Source organism: Tropicimonas sp. IMCC34043 (assembly GCF_003390845.1).
Lineage (GTDB): Bacteria > Pseudomonadota > Alphaproteobacteria > Rhodobacterales > Rhodobacteraceae > Tropicimonas.
Map to the genome: position 1 here is coordinate 23,696 of NZ_QMEK01000005.1, position 24,448 is coordinate 48,143.

The following is a 24,448-nucleotide window of genomic DNA, read 5'->3' on the forward strand; positions in this document are numbered from 1 at the left end:
CCTCCCGCCGGAATTCGGTTTGCGCCGGCGCCACGCTGTTGCGCGGCTTCCGGCATCGGCACTGTCGCGTGAAACGCGATTTTGTGAAATTGCACAAAGGTCGTAATAGGTTAGATGGAATTTCTAACACGCAGATCGCCGCCCCGCACCGGCGTGACCGGACGGGGTGGCAAGGTCAGGGTGCCAGGCACAGTTATCGCCTGGCCGCGTTCCGTCGGCGGATCCGAAAGGCTTCAGATCCCGCCGGGACGCGGGATCACTGGTCGATCTGTGATCCGTCGCGGGTCGTGATCGAGGCCAGATAGGCCAGGATGAAGTCCTGCACCGTCGGGTCGGTGATGCCGACGTGGCGCATCTTGGTGCCGGGCATGAAGCCGTCGTTGTCGGCCATCCAGGCGCGCAGTGCGGCAGGTGTCCAGACGATGCCAGACGCCATCAGCGCGATCGAATAATCATAGTCGGGATAGCTGCCAGCCGCACGGCCAACGACGTTCTCGAGCGGCGGGCCATAGCTCGGGTCAGTCGAGTCGGGTGCGTGGCAGCGCCGGCATTCGGCCACGAACAGGGTCTCGCCGGCCGTGATCTTGACCTGCTGGAAGGTGCTGTCGCTGGCAACGGCCGGAACTGCCGCGGACAGCAGCGCCAGGCAGAGCGCATGTTTCAGGAACGTCATGGTGTCTCCTCGCTTTTCGTTTGGCTTGGTGGCGCGGGCCTGAGCGGCCGCCTCATGCAGAAATTCAATCCGATCCGGCGCCGGAATTCTGTTGTGCTTTGGTCCCGGTCGGGGGCGGAGATCGCGGTTTCCCGGCATCGTTCAGGCCTTTCGCGCGACCAGCCCGCGCGCCGGGTCATAGCCCCGGAACGCAAGCGCCAGCAGCAGGACGGTCCAGACCGCAGTCCAGCCGAGTGCCGACAGGTTGATCTGGGCGTAAAGCGCGAAGCGGATCGATTCGACCGCATGGGTAAAGGGGTTGATGGCGCAGATATCGCGCAGGACGGCCGAGCTTTCGGCCATTTTCCACAGCGGGTAGAGCGCCGAGGACAGGAAGAACATCGGGAAGATGACGAAGTTCATCACCCCGGCGAAGTTCTCGAGCTGCCGGATCGTCGAGGACAGCGCCAGCCCCAGCGCCCCCAGCATCAGTCCGGCCAGCACCAGCGCCGGCAGCACCGCGACATAGCCTGCAAGCGGAAAGCGGATGCCATAGGCCGCCGCCACTGCCAGAAACAGCGCCACCTGCAGGATCGAGATCCCGGTTCCCGCAAGCAACCGGCAGAACAGCAGCCACCAGCGCGGCAAGGGGCTGGTCAGCATCAGCCGCATCGACCCCATCTCGCGGTCATAGACGAGGCTCAGCGATCCCTGCATTCCGTTGAACAGCAGGATCATGCCGACAAGCCCCGGCACGATATAGGTCTCGTAGGTAATATAGGTCTGATAGGGCGGCGCGATCGACAGCCCGAGTGCCGCCCGGAACCCGGCGGCGAAGACGACAAGCCACAGAAGCGGCCGCACCAGCGCCGACAGGAATCGCCCGCGCTGATGAAAGAACCGCAGCGCCTCGCGCGCGACGATGGCATTGAGCGCGATCAGCCAGTCGGACATGGCGCCTCCTCCTCGGCGGTGCGGGACAGAAACCAGGCGTCGAGTTTCATGTTGCCCCGCAGCATTCCGCTTTCGCCCTCGGCCAGCACCTGACCGCGGTGCAGCAGCACCAGTTGGTCGGTGTCGCGCAATTCGTCGGTCAGATGGGTGGCCCAGAGCACGGTCTTGCCGGTATCCCCGGCCAGCGCATGGACATGGGATGTGATCGCCGCGCGGCTGGCGGCGTCCAACCCGACCGTCGGTTCGTCGAGCAGCAGCACGGCTGGATCGTGCAGCAGGCTGCGGGCGATCTCGGTGCGGCGCCGGTGGCCGCCGTTCAGGTCGCGCACCCGCTCACCCGCCCGCTCGCGCATCCCCAGCCGGTCGAGTACCGCCTCGATCCGGCCCGCGGCACGGCGCCCCGAGATCCCCTGCAGGGCGGCGAAATAGGAAAGGTTGCGCGTCACCGTCAGGTCGAGGTCGAGCGTCGGTTGCTGGAACACCACGCCGATCTGGCCGAGCGCGCGGCGCGGGCTGCGGGCAATGTCATGCCCCATGATCGCGATCCGGCCCTGCGAGGTGGTGAAAAGCCGGGTCATCAGCGCGAAGAGCGTCGACTTACCGGCCCCGTTCGGCCCGAGCAGCGCGCAGAACCGGCCCGGGGCGACGCGAAAGCTGACATCGCGCAGCGCCTGTTTCGCGCCATAGGCATAGCCGAGCGCGTCGACAACAAGACCTGTCATTCGATCACGATCTCCAGCCGCTGGGTCTCGCCGGTCGTACCCGGGATCTTGAGGAAATAGCGTCCGGGCTTCAGCGCGATGAAGCCGATCTCCATCTCGCCTGCCTCGTCGAACTCGACACTGTCGAGCCCGAGCGGGCGGATCTCGAGCCCTTCGACCACGATCTCGTCGATCCAGATCGCGCGGAAGAATTCGGGGCCGACCAGCGCCAGCTCCTGGCTGCCGTCGCCCTCGATCTCGACCTCGTAATAGGTGCCGGATTTCAGCTGCCAGGGCGCGTCGGCCAGCGGCATCCCGGCCGACAGCGTGATCGGTGGCAGGTCCTGCTTGTTCTTGCCCGAGAGCAATCCGGCGGGGCCAAATCCGGCCGCGTCATCGTCGGCCAGTGCCGGGGTCATCAGCAGGACCGTGGCAAGAAGGGGAGCGAGCGGGTGGCGCATCGGGGCGATCCTTTCGGTGATCGGTTTCAGGGGCGATAGGCTGCGCCCCAGGGGAAGCGGCCGACCTTGACGGTGCGGATCGGTTCGCGGCTGGCCACGTCGATCACGGTCACGTCGCCCGAGACGCCATTGGTGGTGAACAGGCGCGACTTGTCGCCGTTGAAGGCCATGTGCCAGACCCGGCGGCCGACGAGGATGTAATCCTCGACCTCGTAGGTTTCGGCATTGACGACCGCGACATGGTTGGCGGGGCCGAGCGCCACGAAGGCGGTCTTTTCGTCGTCGGTCAGCTCGAACCCGACGGGCTGGATCCGGTCGGGGTGGATGCCCTTGACCTCGAACCGGATCTTGGCCTTTTCGGCTTGAGTTGGCACGTCGAAGACCGTGATGGTGCCGCCGATCTCTGAACTGACCCACAATTCGCTGCCGTTCTTGACGAATTCGGCATGGCGCGGGCGCGCATCGACCAGCGTGTTGCCGACGATCTTTCGGGTCTCGGTATCGATCCAGTGCGCCATGTTCGTGGTTTCGGAGGTCGTCACGACGATCGCGCCATCGGGGCTGACGGCCATGCCCTCGGGCTCGATCCCCACGTCGATCTGATCGACGACCTTGCGGGTCTCGACATCGACGACGGTGGTCACGGCATCGTTCTCGTTGGCGATATAGAGGTGACGATTGTCGGGATGCAGCACGAATTGCTCGGGGTCTTCGCCCGAGGGCAGATCATGCAGGATCTCGCCCGTTTCGGGATCCATCACCTGCACCGTGTCGCTGTCCGAGGCGCAGATGTAGAGCCGGGAGAAGTCGCGGGAGAAGGTGATGCCGCGCGGGCGCTCTCCGGTGGGGATGGTGCGGGTCACCTCGAACCTGTCGGCGTCGATCACGCTGAGCGTATTGTCCTTTTCGTTGCTGACCCAGATCTCGCCCGCGGCGAGCGGCGAGGTCGCGAGGCAGAGCGCGAGCGCACTGATGGCAAGCCGCAGAGGGGGGCTGTCTGCCCCCCGTCGTCCGGCGGTCGCCGGCCGCCTCCCCCCGAGGATATTTCGGAACAGAAGAAATCGGTTCATCGGAAGGCCTCGCAACGGGATTCGGGGGCGTCGAGCCCCAGGGTGTCGAGTTCGTTCGACTGGTGCAGATAGCCCGGCAGCGGCGCCTGATCGGCGAGCGCGCCGCGGGTAACCAGCGGGATCGGCTGGCGCAGCTGACCATTCCAGGGACGGAAGCTGAGCGCGCGGCCCTTGAAGCCGGCAAGTTCGAACTCGGGCGACAGCAGGAAGGCGCGGAGCGTGGCGGGATCGGCGCTGGCGGTTCGGGTGACCGCCTCGCCCAATGCGCGGACTGCGGCCCAGGCGGCATAATCCTCGGCCTGCATGTCGCGCTGCGCGAGGTCGTGGAAGCGGCCCTGAAGCTGGGCTGCGCCCCATTGTTCGACCGGCGCCGCCCAGGCGGTGGGCACGAGCCCCTCCGATCCCGCGACGGGGCGGGGACGCCAGGTGTTGTAGGGGATATAGCGGGCGAAGTCCCCAAGCTCGTCCGCGACCAGCAACAGGTCGTAATCGCCGAGCTTCTGGGTGAAGACCGGCACTTCCTCGGAGGCATTGCGGCGCATGTCGGCGTCGAAGGCCCAGGTCGCCTCGGCGCGGATCTTGAGGCCGAATTTGGCCGCACTCGAGCGCAGGGCCTCGGCGAAGGCCTGATCCTCGGGGTGGCTGCCCGAGATCAGCGCCAGCCGGTCCCAGCGCCGGGCGTGAGCGAACTGCATCAGCGCATCGGCACGCATGGCGCGCGAGGGCAACGTGTGCAGCAGGTTGGCGCGGCAGTCGCCGTCGCGGAGCGCGGTATCGGGGCTTGCAACATCGAACAGAAGCGCGCTCTGCGCCTCGGGCAGATCGGCGATGGCAATGAGGTCCGCGGCCGGAGCCTCGATCATGACCAGACGGGTCTGCGCCAGTGCCGCGCGCGCCGCCGCCAGCGCATCGCCGCCCGGCGCCAGGTCGATCAGCCTCAGGGCGTAGTCATGGCCGAGAAAACGACCGGTGGTGACATTGTCCGCAAGCGCCAGTTCGGCGCCCGCGAGACCAAGGTCGTCCGGATGCGGGTCGAGGTTCGACAGCACCGGCGGACGGTCCTGCAGCAGCCGCAGATAGGCCATCGGAACCGCCAGGTCGGCGCGTGCCGGTGCGGCAGAGACCAGGGCAGCGATTGCAGCGAGGAACAGGGCTGGGGCGCGCATTGATCCTCCTCTTTGCGGCTGTCTCGGGTCTGACCAACTTAGGGTCTGGGCCCCGGAAACGGCCATTCGACCATCGTCGTAGGGGCTTTGTCCCGAACTTCCGACCAAGGTCGCGTATCGTGGCATTGCGGCGACAGGGTACAAACCGAGCCAGCCCTGAAAACGCCAAGACGAACGGGAGGAATACCATGTTCAGACTGCCCCTTGCCGCTGCAGCCATGACGATTGCGGCCTCGCTGGCCCATGCCCACGGAAACGTGGCGCCACAACCGGTGAACACCGATGCCCTGCCCGATGTCGGTGAGGAGTGGCTGACCGAGAACCCCTATCGCAACGCCGGCCCCGAAGTTTGGGCGACGGCAGTCGAGATCGGCGACAGCGGTTTCAACCAGAACTGCGCCCGGTGCCACGGGCTTGGTGCCGTTTCGGGCGGGCTGGCCCCCGACCTGCGGTTTCTCGAGGCCGAGGAATATGGCGACGAGTGGTTCGTCGAGCGGTTTCAGACCGGCTACAGTCAGGACGGCGTGACCAAGATGCCGGCGTTCGGCGAGCTTCTGGGCCAGAAGGCGGCCTGGGCGATCCGCACCTATATCGAGACCCGGCCCGACGACGGTGCGCTCGACGACGAGACGCCGCGGCTGCTGGAAATCCGCGACCGGCTGAAGGAGATGGCGAATGGCAGCGACGGCGATACCGAGGCGCTGCAGGAGGAACTGATCGGGATAGCCGCCGGGGTCGAGACCGGATCCGGGGCGCCGATTGCCGACAGCGCAGCCTACCGGGCGGCAAACTTCATCATGGCCAGCACCCCGAATTATGAGGCGGCGGCCGAGGCGCTGACCATCGGCCTGTCGGCCGCACATTGAGCCCGCACCTCGCGGGCTGCCGCCGCAGCCAGGCGGCAGTCGTGGCGCTGGGGCTGGTCTGCACCGCTGCGGCCCCCGCGCTGGCGGCGCGCTGCGACGATTATGTGCCCGAGGCGCGGCCGCAGAACGCGTCACGCGACATCGTCGGTCAGGATCTGGACACGATCCTCGAACGCGGTTTCATCACCTTCGCCGCCTACGACGATTTTCCGCCCTGGTCCTATGAGGCGGACGGCACGCCTGCGGGTGTCGATATCGAGATCGGCCAGTTGATTGCCGAGGCGCTCGGGGTGGAGCCAAGGTTCACCCTTGTTGCCGCCGGCGAGACGCTGCAGGACGATCTGCGCAACTGGATCTGGAAGGGTCCGGTGGTCAGCGGCAGCGTCGCGAACGTGATGCTGCATGTCCCCTATGACAGCGACTTTGCCTGCCGGGTCGAGCAGGTGGTGTTTACCGGCCAGTATCAGGTCGAGCAGATCGCCATCGCCTATCGCCGCGACGCCTATCCCGACGATCCGCCGGTCCCGGCCTATTTCCGCTTCGACACGGTCGCGGTCGAGAACGACTCGATTGCCGATTTCTATCTGACGAGCTTCCCGGGCGGCCAGCTTGCCGCCAATGTGCACCGCTATCCCTCGACCGCGGCGGCGATGGACGCGCTGGCCGCGGGCGAGAGCATGGCGGCGATGGGACCGCTGGCGCAACTCGAGGCCGGGCTTGGCCCGGAGCTTGCGGTGCATACCCCGCCCCTGCCCGGCTTTGGCGTTGGCCGCTGGACCACCGGGATTGCGGTGAACTTCCACTATCGGGAACTTGCCTATGCGGTCGATGACGCGATTGTTGCGGCCATCGAGGACGGGCGGATGGAGCGGATCTTTGCCGCGCATGGGTTGAGCTTTCACCCGCCCGAGTTGCGCTGAGGGAAGCACCCGACGCCGGGCCGGGGGCGCGGGACGCGGCGCGGTTCATTCGGCCGCCTGCATCCCGCCCGTGCGGACCGGGCGCCGGGCCTCCAGTATCAGGGGAACGCAACGCGCCGGGTCTTCTGCAATCGCGACGCAGTCGAGGCACTGGAAGCACTCCGAATAATTGACCGCGCCCGATTTCGCGATGGAGCCATAGCGGCATTTCACCCGGCAGAGCTGACAGGGGCTGCCGCATTCGGTGCGGCGCGGGATCCAGTCGCGGCCGCGCAGCAGCCCGCCGATCGCCATGACCGCGCCAAGCGGGCAGATGTAGCGGCAATAGCCCTTGAAGAACACCATCGAGCTGAGCAGGATCGCCAGGGCGTAGGCGACATAATACCAGTCGCGGCGAAACAGGGTGGTGATCGCGGTCTTGAAGGGTTCGACCTCGGCTGCCGTGTCGATCCGGCCGGGCGCGACAAAGGCACAGGCCACCAGCCCCGCCAGCACCAGATATTTCCCCCACATCAGCCGCGCGTCCCACCGCGGCGCGGGCCGGAATTGCGGCAGGCCGAGCTTGCGGCCGATCAGATCGGCGAATTCCTGCAGCGCTCCGAACGGGCAGAGCCAGCCGCAGAACAACCCCCTGCCCCAGAGCACGAAGCCGAGCAGCGCCGCGACCCAGATCGTCAGCGAGAACGGATCGTAGAGCAGAAACCCGAGGCTGCCGCGCTCCCACAGGGTGCGCAGAACGCCAAGGACAGTGACAATCGACAACTGCCCCTGCCCCCACCATCCGACAAAGCCCAGCACCAGCGCCAGCACAGCGAAGCGTAGCGCCGGAAACGCCCGTGCCCCGGCAAGTGCCGACTGCCGGAACGCCAGCAGAGCCATGAGGCCCGCCAGAAACACGCCAAGCGGCGCGAGATCCGGCGCGCGCGCCTGAAGCGCGGCGACCCAGGGCGGCGGCGGCGCTGCCACAGGCGCGGGCCGGCGGAAGAACCGCGCCTCTGGGCGATGCGGCACCTCGATTGTCACCGACCCGACCTGAGGCTGGAACGCGCCATGTTCGCGCACTGCGGTCACGGTCAGGTCCCAGTCGCGGCCTGGATCGAAGCCGAGCCTGCGGTCGGTGCGAAGGATCATCGCAACCCCCTCGGGCACGCCAGGGGCGGTCTCGACCATCAGGTCGCTGTCGCGTAGCGCGACCGGCAGACCGTCCTGTTCGGCGGCGATCCATTCGGGCGCTGTGTTGCGCACGAAATCGGGGCTGACGAGTCCATGCCGCGCGGTCTCGATCAGCAGGATCGGCTCCTCGTCGGGGGAGATCGCGAGAAACTCCTGCAGCTCGGCAAGGCTGTCGGGGGACAGTGCCGCGCGGGCGATGGACTTCGGGCCAAGATCCGCGACCCAGAGGTCGAGGTAGGGCGCCTCGGGGTCGGCTTTGGCCTCTGGGTCGTCATCCTCCCAGGTGGTGCCGGCGAAGGCAGCGTCGATCCCGGCGTTGCTGAGCCGCGTGTGCGTGACAAGGCCCTGCGCAACCAGATCGGCCCAGCTCAGATCCTCGTCGACATCGGGGTCGGGATAGGCCGCCGGACCGGCCGCGATCCCGCGCATCTTCTCGCGCGCAACGGCAAGCGCAGCACCCATGATCGATTCATGCGCGATCCGGACCGAGGCGGTGGCCTTGGTCACGCCGTCGAGATGCACCATCCCGCCGCCGGACGCAGCCCCACCATAGGGCGTGCCCACCACCACGTTCTGGTTGATCGAAAGGCCCTGATATTGCTCGAGAAAGCGGTTGAGCGGCGCCTCGCCCAGACCCGAGACGAAAATCGGCTCGTTCTGTTCGATCAGCCGGACCTGCAGAAACCGGCCGTCGAGATCGAGCATCACCAGAAGATCGATTGGCGCGCCCGAAAACCCCGGCAGCGGCGCGAGCGGTTCGGTCTCGAAGACATAGCCCGCAAGCGCGCCGCCCGAATTGAGCAGTTGATAGACGCCACGCTCGTCGATCGGCTCGCCGAGCGCATAGGGTGGCTGGACCAGCTGGGCCAGCGCCGGGCGGTCGAGCGGTGACGCCGGCGCGGCGACCGCCAGCGCCGTCCAGAAACCGGCGAAAAGAAGGAGGATCAGGGCTTTCATGGCCGGAGCGTACAGAAGCCCGCAAGGGCCAGACATTCGACCTTGGTCGTGTTTCGGCGCGCCGATCCATGCCGTCCCGCACCGGCCACGGCGCAATCCGTTCGCGCGGACAGATCATGGCCGCAGCGGGGCCGTGGAGGGGCCCGGCTCCGACCGGCGCAAGTTCGCGTGACGCCACGACGCCCGGGTTTCGCAGCCTGCCCCGGCGCGATGCCGTGCAGATGGCCTCGATTCCTGCCGCACCAAACCCTAGGAATGGATCAGCCGGACGAGCCCCTGAGGGCCGCGACGGCCCATGTGCGAGGTGAACCATGACCTATTCGCTGGCGATCCACGGCGGCGCCGGGACGATCCTGAAATCGCGGCTGACGCCGGAACGCGAGGCCGCCTATCACGCCGGCTTGCAGGCGGCACTGGCGGCCGGCGCGGCAGTGCTGAGGGCGGACGGCCGCGCGCTCGATGCGGTCACGGCGGCGGTCTGCGTGCTGGAGGACGATCCGCTGTTCAACGCGGGCCGGGGCGCGGTCTTCACCTCGGCCGGCGCGCAGGAGATGGACGCGGCGGTAATGGACGGCCGCGACCGGCGCGCCGGGGCGGTGGCGGGGATCTTCGGGCCGAAGAACCCGGTGCTTCTGGCCCGCGCGGTGATGGAGCGGACAGGGCATGTCTGCCTGATCGGACCCAATGCGCTGGAGCTTGCCCGCGCGGCCGGGCTGGCCTTTGAGGACCCGGAATATTTTTTTACCGAGGCGCGGTGGCAGTCGTTGCAGAAGGTGCTGGCACTTGCCGCCGAGGGCCGGGTCAGCGACGATCCGGCGCAACGGCATGGCACGGTCGGGGCGGTGGCGCGCGACCGGGCGGGCGATCTGGCGGCCGCAACCTCGACCGGCGGGATGACGGGCAAGGCGCCGGGCCGGGTCGGCGACACGCCGATGATCGGTGCCGGCACGTTTGCCGACAACGCCACCTGCGCGGTCTCGGGCACCGGGCATGGCGAGGTCTTCATCCGCTGGACCGCCGCGGCCGAGATTGCCGCAAGGATGCGCCATCGCGGCGACAGCCTCGAGGCGGCGGCAAATGCGGTGGTGATGGACGAGCTTGCCGCGGTCGATGGATCGGGCGGCGTGATCGCGGTCGACCGCGATGGCACCATCGCGATGCCGTTCAACTGCGAAGGCATGTACCGCGGCTGGGTCCGCGAGGGTTCTGCAGCGGAGACCGCAATCTATGCGGACGCGCGCTGAGGCGCGCGCCCCTTTGTCGTGTCGCCGGGCATCCGGGACGATCGGGTCGGGGCACGGCGGCCCCGACCGCGGCCTGCATCAAAGTGCGACCTCGCCGCCCCCTGCGACCGCAACGCCCCGGACCGACAAGGGCCGTGCCTCGCCCGCGGGCAGGATCAGGGTGGCTTTCGCAAGTGCCGGCGCGCCCGTCCCCTTCTGCTGCCAGTCGAGCGTCAGGTCGCTCGCGGTTCCGGTCAGCGTGAAGTCGAGCAGGCTCGAAGGCCCCCCCTCGCTGACCCCGTCGTCTTCATAGAGCAGCCCGCCGCCGCTGCCCGCCCCCGGCGCGGGGAACAGCGCCAGCACCCGGCCGGTATCGGCCTCGGGGGCGGCACGGGACGCACCCGCCGAAAGCGGCAGAACCGCGCCTGCCCGCACGAACAGCGGGATCGAGGCCAGATCGACGGACTTCTCGACCACTGTGCCCGGCGCGTGCCAGTCGCCGGTCGCGAAATCCCACCAGCCGGTCGCGTTGCGCGGCAGCCGGATCCGACGTGTCGTCACGCCCTTGTCGAGCACGTTGGCAACCAGCAGGTCGCGGCCGAGCAGGAAATCGTCGGTCTCCTCCCAGGCGTCCGGGTCGTCCGGATGATCGAGGAACACCGGGCGCAGCATCGGCTCGTCCTGATGCACGGACTGCCAGAGCAGGGTGTAGAGATAGGGCAGCAGGCGATAGCGCAGGCGGATCGCGTTGCGGATGTGGTCCGTGACCTCCGGGTACATCCAGGCCTCGTTCACCGTCGCATCGTCGTTCCAGGAATGGATGGTGAAGCGGGGATGCAGGATCCCGTTCTGAACCCAGCGCACGAACAGTTCGGGCTCCGGCCGCAGGCCGGCAAAGCCGCCGACATCGTGGCCGACATTGAACAGCCCCGACAGGCTCATGCCAAGCCCGGTGCGGATGTTGTAGCGCAGCGTCTTCCACGCGGTGCGGTTGTCGCCCGACCAGGTCTGGGCATGGCGCTGGATCCCCGGCGCCCCGGAACGGCAGATCAGATAGGGCCGCTTGTCCGGGGCATGGGCGCGCTGCGCCTCTTCAGAGGCGCGGGTCATCAGCACCGATTGCAGCGGCCGGATCAGGTCGATGTCGATGGGCGTGCCGAAGCCTGCGCATTTCGCCTGGCGGTCCCAGATCTCGTATTCGTTGTTGTCGTTCCAGGTCGAGCCGATGCCATGCGCCAGCAGCTGGGTCGTCACACCGTCTTTCCACCAGGCGATGGCGTCGGGATTGGTGAAGTCGAGGTGCGAGCCCTCGTCGTCCCAAAAGCTCGACCGCTCGGGTGCGCCGGTCTCGCTGTCCTTCACGAACAGCCCGGCCGCTGTCGCCTCGTCATAACGGGGGTGATCCTGCAGCAGGCAGGGCTTGATATTGGCGATCAGATGCACGCCCGCGTCGCGGAACCTGGCGGTCATCCCGTCGATGTCCGGCACCTTCTCGTGGTTCCAGTTGAAGACATAGCGCTTGGGACCGATCGAGGTATAGCCCGAGGACATCTGGAAACTGTCGCAGGGAATGTCGTTCTCGGCGATATGCGCAAGAAAGCCTTCGAGCTGCGCCTGCGCGTCCTCGGCATCGGTATAGGACATGGTCGAGCCGGAATAGCCCAGTGTCCAGCGGGGCGGGAAGGCGGTGCCGCCGGTCAGCCGGACATGGGCCTTGACCAGATCCAGCATCTGCGGCGCCCAGCGAAGGTAATAATCGAGATCCCCTTCGCCGGTCCGATAGGCGCGATAGGGAAGGTGATAATTGTCGAGCTCGTTGCCAAGATCGAACCAGCAGGAGGCGAGGTTGTCATAGAAGATAGACCATGACCCGGCCGCGGCGGTCCGGGTCATGGTGAAGGGGATGTGTTTGTAAAGCGGATCGGTGGTCTCGGCGTCATAGCCCATGGCATCGAGATTGCGCATCTCGAACCGCCGGCCGCGGCGGTCGAGATCCCCGGCCTTTTCGCCCAGACCATGCACCGGCTCGTCCGGATAGCGGCGCAGGAAATGGCCATGGGAATGGTCCTGCAGCCCCAGCAGCGTGCCGCCGGTCGGACGCTCCTCGACAAAAGGCTTCCAGTCGCCGTCGATCCGCGCCGCCCAGGCAAGGTGCAGCGGCTGCGAAATCGTCAGACGCAGGGCGCCGGTCGAAATGACCAGCGCCGCGCCCGTTTCAACCGCGACCTCAGGGCAGGCAAAGCCCGTCAGGTCGTCGCGGTCGCGTCCCTCCCAGGGCATCTCGCCATCGGGCGCGATGGACCAGGTCCGCGGCAGGCGCCAGGCGCCGTCCTTTTTCAGCGAGACGCGGAAGAAGTCCTCCTCCAGCGCCAGGATCCGCAAGGTGTGGCGACCCTCGACGGTCAGTTCGACGCCATTCGGCAGGCGCCGTGCCAGGGTCCAGGTCTTGAGCGTTTTCATGAGCCATATCCAAGAAGCAGGCGCGGCAGGAACAGGCTGATTGCTGGCACGTAGGTCACGACCAGAAGCAGCGCCATCAACGCCAGGAAGAACGGCAGCAGCGGCCGGATCACGTCGGCGATCCGGGTTTCGCCGACCGAACAGCCGATGAACAACGCCGAGCCGACCGGCGGGGTACAGATGCCGATGCAGAGGTTGAAAGCCATGACGATGCCGAAATGCACCGGGTCCATCCCGAGGTCGGTGACGACCGGCAGGAAGATCGGGGTGAAGATCAGCAGTGCCGGCGTCATGTCCATGAAGGTGCCGACGACCAGCAGCGCGACGTTGACGGCGAGCAGGATCATCAGCGGGTTCGAGGACAGCCCGAGCAGCGCATCCGAGATCATCTCGGGGATGCCGGCAAAGGCCATGGCCCGGCTCATGCCGATCGAGGCGCCGACCATCAGCAGCACGATCGAGGTGGTGACAGCCGAATCGACGATGATCCGCGGCAGGTCCCTGACGCTGATCTCGCGATACCAGACCAGCGCCAGGACCAGCGAATAGACCACTGCGATGGCAGACGCCTCGGTCGCGGTGAAGATGCCCGAGATGATGCCGCCCATGATCACGACGATCAGGCCGAGCGGCAGGACCGCATCGCGGAGACTGACCCATGCCTCGTGGAAGCTGGGACGCGGTGCCACCGGATACCCCCGGCGTCTGGCGCCGAAGAAGGCGATGATCATGACGCTCAGCCCCATCAGGATCCCCGGGACATAGCCGGCGACGAACAGCGCCGCGATCGAGGTGCCGCCGGTGATGAGCGAATAGACGATGAGCGTGGCCGAGGGCGGGATCAGCAGCCCGGTCGGGCAGGAGGCGATGTTGACCGCCGCCGAAAAGGCGGGGTCATAGCCCTCTTTCTTCTGCAGCGGCGCCATGACGCCGCCAACGGCCGCCGCCGATGCCACGGCAGAGCCCGAGATCGCCCCGAACATCATGTTGGCAATGACGTTGCAATGGGCAAGCGCGCCCGGCAGACGCCCGGCCAGCACCTTGGCAAGGTTGATCAGCCGCATCGCGATGCCGCCGCGGTTCATGATGTTGCCGGCAAGGATGAAGAACGGGATCGCCAGCAGCGTGAAGCTGTCGAGCCCCGAGGCCATCTGCTGGGCGACGATGAAGATCGACTGTTCGAAGCCCATGAACAGCAGAAAGGTCAGGGTGGCGGAAATGCCGATGGCAAAGGCGATTGGCACGCCGACGACCATCAGGAAACCGAAGGATCCGAAAAGGACCCAGATCGCGGAAGTCATGTGTGCTCTCCTTAGTCCAACGGTCCGGCGACGGCGGCAGGCGACGTTGCCTTGACCTCACCCCGCGCGAGTTCCAGTGCGAAGACGCCGCAATAGTACAGCATGACCAACCCCGAGAACGGGATCGCCGCATAGACCCAGCCCATCGGCATCTGCAGCGCCGGGGTCACCTGCCCCGACGCGAAGGTCTTGGTCACAAGGCTGGCGCCACCCCAGAGCATCACCACGGCGGCAAAGACCGTGATCGCGGCCAGGATGACCGCCTCTGATATGAGCTTTGCCCGGCCCTTCAGGTTCATCGTCAGCAGATCGATCGCCAGGTGCCGCCGCAGGCCCAGCGTATAGGCACCGCCGATCAGCGCCAGCCACATGAACAGGAACCGGGCGATCTCGTCTGTAAGCGTGCTTGGCACGCCGAACAGATAGCGGCTGGCCACCTGCCAGGTCACACAGGCGACAAGAACCGAGAATATGACGATGATGATGACGCGCAGGGTGGTGTCGACGATGTGTCTCATCTGGCGCCTCCCGAATGGGCGACGGGGTGGGTTTCGGGCATTGGACTCCTCCCTTGGTGACGGCGGTCCGCCATCCCATGACTTCGCTACTATTTCCGATTCCGAACAATTGGTCAACCAATTTCGAAATTGGTTGACAGGATTGATCCATTGGTGCACCAATTTGACGGTATTGGTCGACCACAGAGGGTCGCCTTATCCGAAATCCAAATGGGAGGAACCGATGAAGATCACGTTCACCGCCATCCTGGCGACCACCTCGCTTGTCGCATTCGCGGCAGGAGCCGACGCCAAGACCCTGCGCCTTAACCACAACAACCCGCCCGATCACCCGCTGCACATCTCGATGGAGATGATGGCCGACCGTGTCGCCGAACTCACCGACGGCGAGATCAAGATCAAGGTCTATCCGAACGCCCAGCTCGGCAACCAGCGCGAGTCGATGGAACTGGTTCAGAACTGCGCGCTCGACATGGCGAAGTCGAACGCCTCGGAACTCGAAGCCTTCGAGCCGCTCTATTCGGCCATCAACCTGCCCTACATCTTCCAGTCCGAACAGCATTTCAACGACGTGCTCGCGGGCCCCATCGGTGAAGACATCCTGACCGCCTCGGTCGACAACGGCTTTCGCGGCCTCGTGTTCTATACCGAAGGCGCGCGGTCGTTCTATGGCCAGAAGCCGTTCCTGACGCCGGACGACCTGAAGGGCGTGAAAGTGCGGGTACAGCCCTCGCCCTCGGCCATCCGCATGGTCGAACTGCTGGGCGGCAGCCCGACGCCGATCGCCTGGGGCGAGCTTTACAGCGCGCTGCAACAAGGCGTGGTCGACGCGGCCGAAAACAACCCGACCGCCCTGACCACTGCGCGGCACGGCGAGGTCGTCACCGACTTCTCGCTTGACGAGCACACGATGATCCCCTCGGTCGTGGTGATCTCGAACTGCGCCTGGAAGGCGCTGACCCCCGATCAGCAACAGGCGCTGAAGACGGCGGCCATGGAATCGATGCAGTTCCACCGCGTGGAATGGAACAAGGCATCGGACGCTGCCATCGAACAGGCACAGTCCGAGATGGGCGTGAAGGTCCACGAGGTCGACAAGGCGCCGTTCGTCGAGGCGGTGAAGCCGATGTATGACGAGGTCGCAGGTCAGTCGCCGGAAGTCGCGGATCTGATCGAGCGTATCCAGACTGCCGGCTCCGGCTCGTAAGGGGAAGTCCGATGCTTGAACGGTCCGATCTGGCGGAAAACGCGCTTCAGGCGCTGCATGACGAGGACTATGACCGTCCCTTCAACCTGCAGAACCTGAATGCCGAAACCATGATCTTCACCGGTGGGCGGCAAGGCCGCTCACTGGATGGAGACTGGAACTTCTGTGTCGATCTTCTGGACACCGGCCTCCGGCAGAAATGGTTCGCCATGACGCCGGCCGCGCCGGGGGACCGGATCGAGCCCTGGGATTATGACCCCTATGCCGGCGAGACCGTGCCCGTGCCGTCGTGCTGGCAGATGCTGAAGGAGAAGTGGTATTTCTTCGAAGGCTCTGGCTGGTACACGCGCGCGCTCGATCTTGCGCCGCTGCAAGACGGCCGGCGCCGGTTCCTGCGGATCGGCGCCGCGCAATACGATTGCAAGGTGTTCCTGAACGGCGAGTTTCTCGGCAACCACTATGGCGGCTCGACACCGTTCTTCGTCGAACTGACGGGCGCCGCGGACCCGGGCGAGGCCTGGCTGACGCTTTGCGTCGAAAACCGCCGGACGCTCGACCGGGTTCCGATGCGCAACACCGACTGGTTCAACTATGGCGGCGTCTACCGCGAGGTGACGCTGTACGAGACTCCGGCGACGGTGATCCGCGATGTCTTCCTGCGGCTCGAGGGTGGCGCGATCCGCTGCAGTCTGCGGGTCGACGGACCTGCCACGACCGCGCGCCTGTCGATCCCCGGTCTGGGGGTCGACTGCGACGCAGCACTGACCGATGGGGCCGCCGAGTTGACGCTCGACGCCACGCCCGCGCTCTGGTCGCCGCAGAGCCCAACGCTTTACGACGTGACCGTCGAGGCGGGCGGCGACCGCGTGACCGACCGCGTCGGGTTTCGCACCATCGAACGGCGCGGCACCGACATCGTGCTGAACGGGCGCCCGATCTTCCTGCGCGGTATCTCGGTGCACGAGGACGATGCCGAAACCGGCAAGGTGACAAGCGAGGCCGATCTGCGCCGCCGTTTCGCCGATGCCCGGGATCTCGGCTGCAACTTCCTGCGCCTTGCCCACTATCCCCACCACGAACGCGCCGCCCTTATCGCCGACGAACTGGGCCTGCTGCTGTGGGAGGAGGTTCCGGTCTATTGGGCAATCGACTTCGCCAACCCGGCCACGCTGCGGGATGCCTCGAACCAGTTGACCGAACTGATCCGCCGTGACCGCAACCGCGCCAGTGTCGTGATCTGGTCGGTCGGCAACGAGAACCCCGACACCGACGCGAGGCTTGACTTCATGCGCGGCCTCGCGGATCTGGCCCGCGCCGAGGACCCGACCCGTCTGATCGCTGCGGCCTGCCTGATCAACCACCAGAAGCTGAAGATCGAGGATCGGCTCGCCGCCCATCTCGACGTGATCGGGATCAACGAATACTATGGCTGGTACGAGGAGGACTTCGACGATCTGGAGGCGATCGGCCGGAATTCGGCCCCCGACCGGCCGGTGGTGATCTCCGAGACCGGGGCGGATGGCGACCACGAGGCGGGCCCCGAGACCGGGCTGTTCAGCCTCGACTATCAGGCCGAGGTTTATCGACGCCAGATCGCGACACTGCGGCGGCTCGACTACGTCAAGGGCATGTCGCCGTGGATCCTCTATGATTTCCGTGTCGAGCGGCGGCAGAACGTGTTCCAGCGTGGCTGGAACCGCAAGGGCCTGGTCGCCGCGGACAAATCCACCAGAAAGCCTGCATTCGACATCCTGGCAGCCTATTACAGGGAACGGGCGCAGCAGGAGGAAACATGACCCGCATCCGCAAATACCAGGACATCGCCGACCGGATCCGTCACGTCATCCGAACCGAAGGCTATCGCCCCGGCGACCGGCTGATGACAGAACGCCGCCTGTCCGAGCGGTTCGAGGTCTCGCGGTCGGTCGTGCGCGAGGCGTTGATCCAGCTCGAAATCGAAGGGCTGGTCGAGGTCCGCAAGGGGTCGGGGATCTACATTGCCGACGTGGCCACAGCGGCTGACGCCGAGGTCGAGACCTGCGACGACATCGGCCCCTTCGAGCTGTTGCAGGCGCGCCAGCTGGTTGAAAGCGAGATCGCGGCTTTTGCCGCCACCATGGTCACCAAGAACGACATCCTGAAACTGCGCGAGACGCTGGCGCAGGAACGGGCGGGGATCGAGTCGGGGGCACCCGACTACTCGGGCGACCGTCAGTTCCATCGGCTGATCGCCGAAGGGACACAGAATTCCATGCTGGTCGACATGGTCGATGACCTGTGGCTGAGACGCGAGCAAAGCCCGATGTGGGCAAAGTTGCATACCCGCATCTTCGAAAGCGACTATCGCCGCGCCTGGCTCGACGATCATCAGGCGATCTTGTCCGCGTTGATCGCGCGCAACCCCGAGGATGCGCGGCTGGCAATGTGGCGCCATCTCGGCAACGTGCGCGAGACGCTGATGACACTATCCGACGTCGATGATCCCGCCTTTGACGGCAACCTGTTCCAACCCATCGCAAAGCACGGCTGACCGCCGCCGCCTTGCCACGTTCCGAGGTCCGACATGATAGAATCCTGGCGCTGGTTCGGCCCAGCCGACCCGATCCCGCTGTCCGACATCCGTCAGGCGGGTGCGACCGGCATCGTCACTGCTCTGCACGAGATCCCGAACGGAACGGTGTGGAGCCGCGAGGCGATTGCTGAGCGGCAGGCGATGGTGCGCGCGGCGGGACTCGATTGGCTGGTGGTCGAAAGCGTGCCGGTGCACGAGGATATCAAGACCGGCGCCCCGGGCTGGGAGCGTCACGCCGAGGTCTGGGCCGAGACGCTGCGCAATCTTGCCGCCTGCGGCATCCGCACGGTTTGCTACAACTTCATGCCGGTGCTCGACTGGACCCGCACCGATCTTGGCCACAGGCTGCCCGACGGCGCCCGTTGCCTGCGCTTTGATGCCGTCGACGCCGCGGTGTTCGACATCCACATTCTGGGTCGCCCGGGTGCCGAGGCCGACCACCGGCCCGACATCGCGGCCGCCGCGCAGGAACGGGCCAGCACCCAGAGCGACGCCGACCGGCAACGGCTGATCGACACGATCCTTGCGGGCCTGCCGGGGTCCGAGGAAAGCTATTCGCTCGACAGTTTCCGCGCGCGTCTGGCCAGCTATGACGGTATCGGGCCGGAAGATCTGCGCGGCCGGCTGTTTGCCTTTCTCGACCGGGTGCTGCCTGTGGCGCAGGAGGTCGGCGTCGATCTGGCGATCCACCCCGACGATCCGCCGTTCCCGCTGTTCGGCCTGCCGCGGATCGTTTCGACCGCGGCGGACCTCGCGGCGATCTTCGCGCATGATCCCAGGCCCGCAAATGGGCTGACCTTTTGCGCCGGCTCGCTTGGCGTGCGTGCCGACAACGACCTGGCCGCAATTCTCGCGGCCCATGGCGAGCGGGTCTATTTCCTGCACCTGCGCTCGACCGAACGCGAGGGCGACGGCATCAGCTTTCACGAGGCGCCGCATCTTGCGGGTGACGCCGGGATCGTGCGGCTGGTCGCGCGGGCACTGCAGATCGAGGCCGGGACCGGCCGCGAGATCCCCTTCCGCCCCGACCATGGCCACCAGATCGGTCATGACCTGCGGGTGGCGGGGCGCGCGGGTTATCCCTATATCGGGCGGCTGCGCGGGCTGGCCGAGATCCGCGGCGTGGCGGCCGGGCTTGCACTGGCCGCGGAGACGGCCTGACCCCCTGCCCGGCCGCCCACGGATGCGGCGCGGCCGGGACCGAACACCTAATCGCCGGAAAGACGGATCTTGCGGCCGGGCATCAGGCCATCGGCCGCGGCAAGAATGGCCTCCGCGTCGATGCCGAAGTGGTGGTGCAGATCCTCGATGGTGCCGGTCTGGCCGAAATGTTCGACCCCGAGCGGCGCGACGGCATGGCCCGCAACGGCACCGAGCCAGGCCAGTGTCGCCGGGTGCCCGTCGATCACCGTGATCAGCAGGCAATGCCGCGGCAACGCGCCAAGCAGCCGCTCGGCATGGCTGACAGCCTCCTGCCCTCGCGCCCGCGCCCGCCGCGCGGCGGTCCAGCCCGCATTCAGCCGGTCGGCCGAGGTCACCGCCAGAACCGCAATGTCGCGCCGGTCATTGCCGATCCGTCCCGCCGCCTCGACCGCGGCCGGGGCCACCACGCCCTGATAGGCAATGACCAGCTCGCAGTTCGGCCCCGGCGGGCGCAGCCAATAGGCGCCGTCGATCACGCCCCGGGCGAAACCGGCGTCGCGCGAGCTGCGGTGCTGTTCGAGCGGCCGGGTCGAAAGCCGCAGATAGACCGAGCCGCCTGTCTCGTCGCGCAGCCAGGTGCGTTCGTCCGGGTCGCCTTCGCCGTCACGCTGAAGATAGTCGAAGCCCCAGTCCAAAATAACCGACAACTCGTCCAGATAGGCGGGCTCGAAGCTCGCCAGTCCATCCTGCGCCATGCCGATCAGCGGCGTGCCGATCGACTGGTGCGCGCCGCCCTCGGGCGCCAGCGTCACACCCGAAGGCGTGCCGACGATGAGAAAGCGGGCGTCCTGATAGCAGGCATAGTTCAGCGCATCGAGCCCGCGCACCACAAACGGATCATAGACCGTGCCCACCGGCAGCAGCCGTTCGCCGAACAGCGAATGCGACAGCCCCGCGGCGCCAAGCGCCAGAAACAGGTTCATTTCGGCAATCCCAAGCTCGATATGCTGGCCCTCGGGCGAGAAGGCCCATTTCTGGGTCGAGGGGATCCGTTCGGCCCGGAAGGTGTCGCCCCGGCCTTCGCGCGCGAACAGCCCGCGGCGATTGACCCAAGGTCCAAGCCCGGTCGAGGAGGTCACATCGGGCGACAGCGTCACGATCCGGTCGGCAAGCCCGCCACGGGCGCGCCCCATCTCGTCAAGGATTTTGCCGAATCCGGTCTGGGTCGACTGCACCGCATCGTCGAGCCAGACCGGACCGGGCGTGGCGAGCCTTGGCGCTGCAAGCCGCCGTGTACCGCGGGCGAAGAAGTCGATACCGGAGAGAAACCGGCGCAGGCCGTCGGGGTCGGAGACGGCAGCGAGGGGGTCCCACTCCGCGCCCTCCGCGACGCCCATGGCCTGCTGGAACTCGGCCATCTGCGCGGGCGTCATCAGGCCGGAATGGTTGTCCTTGTGGCCTGCAAGCGGCGTGCCCCAGCCCTTGATCGTATAGGCAAGAAAGGCCGTTGGCCGGTCGTCGCCGGCGGCTTCGGCAAAGGCATCGCCAAGGGTTTCGACGCAGTGGCCGCCGAGATTTTCCATCAGCCGTGCCAGCTCGGCATCGCTGCGACGGTCAAGCAGCGCTGTCACTGCCCCCTGATCGCCCAGATCCTCCATCAGCCGTGCCCGCCAGGCCGCCCCGCCCTTGAAGGTCAGCGCGGAATAAAGGTCGTTCGGGCAGGATTCGATCCAGTCGCGCAGCCGCGCCCCACCCTGTTCGGCAAAGGCCGCGCGTTGCAGCGCGCCGTGGCGCAGCCGCACGACCCGCCAGCCGAAAGCGCCGAAGATCGCCTCGATCCGCTGCCACAGCCCCTCGCGCACCACGCCATCAAGGCTCTGGCGGTTGTAGTCGATGATCCACCAGCAGTTGCGCAGATCGTGCTTCCAGCCCTCTTGCAGGCATTCATAGATGTTGCCCTCGTCGAGCTCTGCATCGCCCACCAGCGCCACCATGCGCCCATCGGGCCAGTCGCCGCCCCAGCCGTGGCCATGGATATAGTCCTGAATCACCGAGGCGAAGGCGGTGATGGCAACGCCAAGCCCCACCGAGCCGGTCGAGAAATCGACATCGTCCGCGTCCTTGGTGCGGCTGGGATAGGACTGCGCCCCGCCATAGCCGCGAAAGGCCGCCAGCTTGTCGCGGGTCTGGGTGCCCATCAGGTACTGCATGGCATGAAACAGCGGCGCGGCATGCGGCTTGACCGCCACCCGGTCCTGCGGACGCAGCGCATCGAAATATAGCGCAGTCAGGATCGAGACCATCGAGGCGCACGACGCCTGATGCCCGCCCACCTTGACGGCGCCCTCGGCCTTGGGCCTGAGGTGGTTGGCGTTGTGGATCGTCCAGCACGACAGCCACAGAAGCCGCTGCTCGATCTGTTTCAGCGCTGCAATCCGATCCATGCCGTTCCCTTCCCTGTCGCGCCTGTTCCAACCCGGCGGAGGCGCCGGGATACGATAGCCACGAATCCGGGGCTGGCAATGTCCCCGCGCCGCCGATCCGGGCCGCGGCCGGACTGCAAAGGCCCGGCTGGTCAGGTGGGGTCGAACGCAAAAGGGCGACCCATGGCCGCCCTTCCCTTGTCGTGTCGGTACGCGATCAGCCGTCGTAGCGCGGCATCTGCTCCAGCGCCTCGCGGGAGACGTCGACATAGACCCGCAGCGGGCCGTCCTTGTCCCGCTGGATCGTCAGGCTGTCGAAACCGACGGCGACCGGCTTCTCGCCGATGCCAAGGAACCCGCCGACATCGACGATGCCGGATTCGATCTTGCCCTGGTCGTTCAGGACCAGCCGGTCGATTTCGCCGACGCGTTCGTCGGATGTGTCATAGACGGCGGCCCCGGTCAGGTTTTCGGAGGTCAGGTCCGCAGGATCGGCCGCCGTGTGGCCCAGCGTCGATACATCGGGCGCGGGCGCGTTGAAGATGCCCAGCCCCAATGTGCCGTCGTCCTGATCCATCGCATGATCGTCGGCCACCTGCGTGGAGGTCACCGCGGGCATTGCTGCAGTCTCATCGCCCGGCATGAACTCCGGCGCGTTTTCAAGCTCTTGAAGCGGGCCCGGGTATACGACGAACTGATCCGAACCGTCGGGGTCGTGCATCACGTCAATCGCAGACATCGGCAGCGCGACGGTCTTTTCGCCGATGCCGAGGAAGCCGCCGACATCGACCAGCACCGCCTCGACACGGCCTTCGCCGGAAATCAGGATGTCGCCGATCTCGCCCACGTCGTCCCACTTGCTCGGGATGTCCTTGACCGCAACCTCGACCGGGTCGCCGTCCGAAACATAGAGACGGGTGCCAATCAGGTCCGACGCCTCAAGCGTGCCCGCCGACGGCGTGACGATGAAGTCGGGGGCCATCCTTGCGGCGACTGCGCCCTCGGAGATTCGGGCGGGTTCGGCCGGGGCCTGGGTGGTGCTTTCGGCAAAGCCGATCGCGGGAATGGCAAGCGCGCCGGCAAGGGTCGAAGTCTGGAGGATCCGTTTCAGGGTCAGTTTCATTATGTGTCTCCCATCGGTCATTCGGGTTGCGCGGCAGTCTCGTGCCGCTTGTTGGGAGAACGGGAATCGCCATGCCAAGGTTCCTCGCGCAGGACTTTTTTCTTTTCGGAACAATAGCTCGGCCGATGCGTTGCGATGCCCCTCAGTCGGGGGCACCGGCGTTCAGCCGATCCGACAGGGTGTCGAGCGCCCGGGCATCGGCCGTGGTCCGCGCCGCCGGGCGCAGCCGCAGGATCAGCCCGGCCATGTGATCGCGCGCCATCGGATCCTTCGCCACATAGGGCAACGCCATGGTGAACGAGGATTCGAGCAAGGCCGCAAAGGTCAGTTGCCGTTGCCCCAGCGCGCCGGTTTCGTTCGGGTTCAGGCCGCGCTTGTGCGACAGCGCCAGATGCAGCGCCGCATACATCCGGTTCAGGCAGTCGCAGGCGGTGAAGGGATCGTTGATACCGGGCGACAGCGCACGGGCCGTGATCTCGACCAGCTGGTCGGACAGAAACAGCGGCGACTGATCCTCGGTGCGGTTGTCGCCAAGCGCAAAGCAGGCGCAGAGCGAGTCCTGTTCGGCCGCGGTCGGGGCGGTGTCGGAGTGGCCGGGATAGACGTCGAGAACCGGCGTCTCGGCCGAGACAAAGTCGCCCGGCTGGGCCAGCAGCTGCAACCGCCAGCCATGGCGTTCTTCGAGCTCTGACAGCCGCCCGAAATCCATCGACTGGACATATCCCGACCGCGCCATGGCTGGCCGGGCAAGCGGTCGGCCCGACGGCGCGACGGCCCCCTGGCCCGCTTCCTCGTCCTTTTCATGTCGGTCAATCTCGCGCCGGACCACGATCTCCAGCCGGCGGCCGAGCCCGGCGGAAATGTTCCCGACGTCGATTGTTTCGGGGATATGATGGATGAAATAGATCATCACCAGGACCGAGACCAGCATCAGCCCCACCGCCGTGGTCAGCGCGAGGTGCGGCACGAACTGCTCGCCCTCGGCCGGGCTTTTGACCGCGCGCAGGATCTGCAGGCAAAAGGTGAAGGTGGCGATCATTGCGCCCAGCGACAGCTGGTTGCCGCGGTCGCGCATGAAATTGCCGACCAGCCGCGGACCGAAATTGCCCGAGGCAAAGGACACCGCCACCATGGTCAGCGAGAACATCACGCCCGCGACGCCGATCACCGAGCTTGCCATCAGCGATAGCAGGGTGCGCGCACCCTCGGCCTGGGTGTCGGCCAGCACGCCCGGCAGCAGATGCTGGACCAGCACCGGCAGGCTGCGGTCGATCCACAAGATCACGCCCGCCAGAAATTGCGAGACGATGACCAGCACCACCGGCAGGAACCAATAGCTGGCGCGCAGGTCCCGCAAGAACTTCATAAGCCAGGCGCGCGAACCCATGCAGGCATTCCCCTCGAGCTTCGGGGATCGCCGCATGCGTCCCGTACGTGGCGGACAGTCTAGGCGCCGACCCCCGCGGCGGGCAACCCGGGCCGCGCGGACTGGTATGCGACAGACGCGGCAATGCCGCCCGGATGCAAACACAAGAACGCCGCCGGAAACGTTCCGGCG

Annotated in this window: 20 protein-coding genes; 7 read left to right on the forward strand and 13 right to left on the reverse strand. The window is 66.6% G+C overall.

Features of this window, described 5'->3' with window-relative positions; all coding sequences use genetic code 11:
• Positions 1-256 precede the first annotated feature (256 nt).
• The 6 genes from DQG17_RS16430 to DQG17_RS16455 form a co-directional block, all read right to left on the reverse strand.
• Positions 257-673: a cytochrome c family protein gene (locus tag DQG17_RS16430; protein ID WP_116133964.1), complete on the reverse strand. Its 417-nt coding sequence runs from the start codon at positions 671-673 to the stop codon at positions 257-259.
• A 141-nt stretch (positions 674-814) separates the two neighbouring features.
• Positions 815-1,606 carry an ABC transporter permease gene (locus tag DQG17_RS16435; protein ID WP_116133965.1) on the reverse strand — a complete coding sequence of 264 codons (792 nt, stop codon included), beginning with the start codon at positions 1,604-1,606 and terminating at the stop codon, positions 815-817.
• Complete coding sequence (locus DQG17_RS16440) at positions 1,591-2,328, reverse strand: ABC transporter ATP-binding protein (protein WP_116133966.1); 738 nt, start codon at positions 2,326-2,328, stop codon at positions 1,591-1,593. Before DQG17_RS16440 ends, DQG17_RS16435 begins: the two co-directional genes overlap by 16 nt.
• Positions 2,325-2,768 (reverse strand): hypothetical protein, encoded by a 444-nt coding sequence (locus DQG17_RS16445; protein WP_116133967.1) that lies wholly within the window; start codon positions 2,766-2,768, stop codon positions 2,325-2,327. Before DQG17_RS16445 ends, DQG17_RS16440 begins: the two co-directional genes overlap by 4 nt.
• 26 nt (positions 2,769-2,794) lie before the next feature.
• Positions 2,795-3,838, reverse strand: a complete 1,044-nt coding sequence (locus DQG17_RS16450; RefSeq protein WP_116133968.1) for a YVTN family beta-propeller repeat protein — start codon at positions 3,836-3,838, stop codon at positions 2,795-2,797.
• Positions 3,835-5,004, reverse strand: a complete 1,170-nt coding sequence (locus DQG17_RS16455; RefSeq protein ID WP_116133969.1) for an ABC transporter substrate-binding protein — start codon at positions 5,002-5,004, stop codon at positions 3,835-3,837. The genes DQG17_RS16450 and DQG17_RS16455 overlap by 4 nt, the downstream gene beginning before the upstream one ends.
• Positions 5,005-5,192: 188 nt before the next feature.
• Between DQG17_RS16455 and pedF the strand changes: the two genes are divergently transcribed.
• Both pedF and DQG17_RS16465 read left to right on the forward strand, forming a co-directional pair.
• The gene (gene pedF, locus DQG17_RS16460) at positions 5,193-5,870 is read left to right on the forward strand and encodes a cytochrome c-550 PedF (RefSeq protein WP_116133970.1); all 678 of its coding nucleotides are present in this window, start codon (positions 5,193-5,195) and stop codon (positions 5,868-5,870) included.
• Positions 5,867-6,790, forward strand: coding sequence for a substrate-binding periplasmic protein (locus tag DQG17_RS16465; protein ID WP_369908057.1), 924 nt, complete (start codon positions 5,867-5,869; stop codon positions 6,788-6,790). Before pedF ends, DQG17_RS16465 begins: the two co-directional genes overlap by 4 nt.
• 45 nt (positions 6,791-6,835) lie before the next feature.
• On the opposite strand, the gene DQG17_RS16470 is transcribed toward DQG17_RS16465, so the two are convergent.
• Positions 6,836-8,920 (reverse strand): 4Fe-4S binding protein, encoded by a 2,085-nt coding sequence (locus tag DQG17_RS16470; RefSeq protein ID WP_116133972.1) that lies wholly within the window; start codon positions 8,918-8,920, stop codon positions 6,836-6,838.
• Positions 8,921-9,231: 311 nt separating this feature from the next.
• Between DQG17_RS16470 and DQG17_RS16475 the strand changes: the two genes are divergently transcribed.
• A complete protein-coding gene (locus DQG17_RS16475; protein WP_116133973.1) occupies positions 9,232-10,164 on the forward strand; it encodes an isoaspartyl peptidase/L-asparaginase family protein in 933 nt (310 codons plus the stop codon).
• 78 nt (positions 10,165-10,242) lie between these two features.
• Here DQG17_RS16475 and DQG17_RS16480 read toward each other — a convergent pair whose 3' ends face one another.
• Genes DQG17_RS16480 through DQG17_RS16490 form a run of 3 tightly spaced genes read right to left on the reverse strand, consistent with a single transcriptional unit; the run spans position 10,243 to position 14,422 of the window.
• Entirely contained in the window at positions 10,243-12,603 is a 2,361-nt protein-coding gene (locus tag DQG17_RS16480; RefSeq protein WP_116133974.1) for a TIM-barrel domain-containing protein, read from the reverse strand.
• Entirely contained in the window at positions 12,600-13,904 is a 1,305-nt protein-coding gene (locus tag DQG17_RS16485; RefSeq protein ID WP_116133975.1) for a TRAP transporter large permease, read from the reverse strand. Before DQG17_RS16485 ends, DQG17_RS16480 begins: the two co-directional genes overlap by 4 nt.
• A gap of 11 nt (positions 13,905-13,915) precedes the next feature.
• On the reverse strand, positions 13,916-14,422 hold the full coding sequence (locus DQG17_RS16490) for a TRAP transporter small permease (protein WP_116133976.1): 507 nt from the start codon (positions 14,420-14,422) through the stop codon (positions 13,916-13,918).
• Between the two features lie 223 nt (positions 14,423-14,645).
• On the opposite strand from DQG17_RS16490, the gene DQG17_RS16495 reads away from it, so the two are divergent.
• The 4 genes from DQG17_RS16495 to uxuA are packed head-to-tail and all read left to right on the forward strand — an operon-like array spanning position 14,646 to position 19,362.
• Positions 14,646-15,629, forward strand: coding sequence for a TRAP transporter substrate-binding protein (locus DQG17_RS16495; protein WP_116133977.1), 984 nt, complete (start codon positions 14,646-14,648; stop codon positions 15,627-15,629).
• Positions 15,630-15,640: 11 nt separating this feature from the next.
• On the forward strand, positions 15,641-17,425 hold the full coding sequence (locus DQG17_RS16500) for a glycoside hydrolase family 2 protein (protein WP_116133978.1): 1,785 nt from the start codon (positions 15,641-15,643) through the stop codon (positions 17,423-17,425).
• The gene (locus tag DQG17_RS16505) at positions 17,422-18,159 is read left to right on the forward strand and encodes an FCD domain-containing protein (protein WP_116133979.1); all 738 of its coding nucleotides are present in this window, start codon (positions 17,422-17,424) and stop codon (positions 18,157-18,159) included. Before DQG17_RS16500 ends, DQG17_RS16505 begins: the two co-directional genes overlap by 4 nt.
• Before the next feature lie 33 nt (positions 18,160-18,192).
• On the forward strand, positions 18,193-19,362 hold the full coding sequence (uxuA, locus tag DQG17_RS16510; RefSeq protein ID WP_116133980.1) for a mannonate dehydratase: 1,170 nt from the start codon (positions 18,193-18,195) through the stop codon (positions 19,360-19,362).
• Positions 19,363-19,409: 47 nt separating this feature from the next.
• On the opposite strand, the gene DQG17_RS16515 is transcribed toward uxuA, so the two are convergent.
• From DQG17_RS16515 to DQG17_RS16525, 3 genes are all read right to left on the reverse strand, one after another.
• Positions 19,410-21,788, reverse strand: a complete 2,379-nt coding sequence (locus tag DQG17_RS16515; protein WP_116133981.1) for a transketolase — start codon at positions 21,786-21,788, stop codon at positions 19,410-19,412.
• A 196-nt stretch (positions 21,789-21,984) separates the two neighbouring features.
• The gene (locus tag DQG17_RS16520; RefSeq protein ID WP_198666162.1) at positions 21,985-22,890 is read right to left on the reverse strand and encodes a PRC-barrel domain-containing protein; all 906 of its coding nucleotides are present in this window, start codon (positions 22,888-22,890) and stop codon (positions 21,985-21,987) included.
• A gap of 142 nt (positions 22,891-23,032) precedes the next feature.
• The gene (locus DQG17_RS16525; RefSeq protein WP_157973639.1) at positions 23,033-24,277 is read right to left on the reverse strand and encodes a DUF2254 domain-containing protein; all 1,245 of its coding nucleotides are present in this window, start codon (positions 24,275-24,277) and stop codon (positions 23,033-23,035) included.
• Between the last annotated feature and the right edge of the window lie 171 nt (positions 24,278-24,448).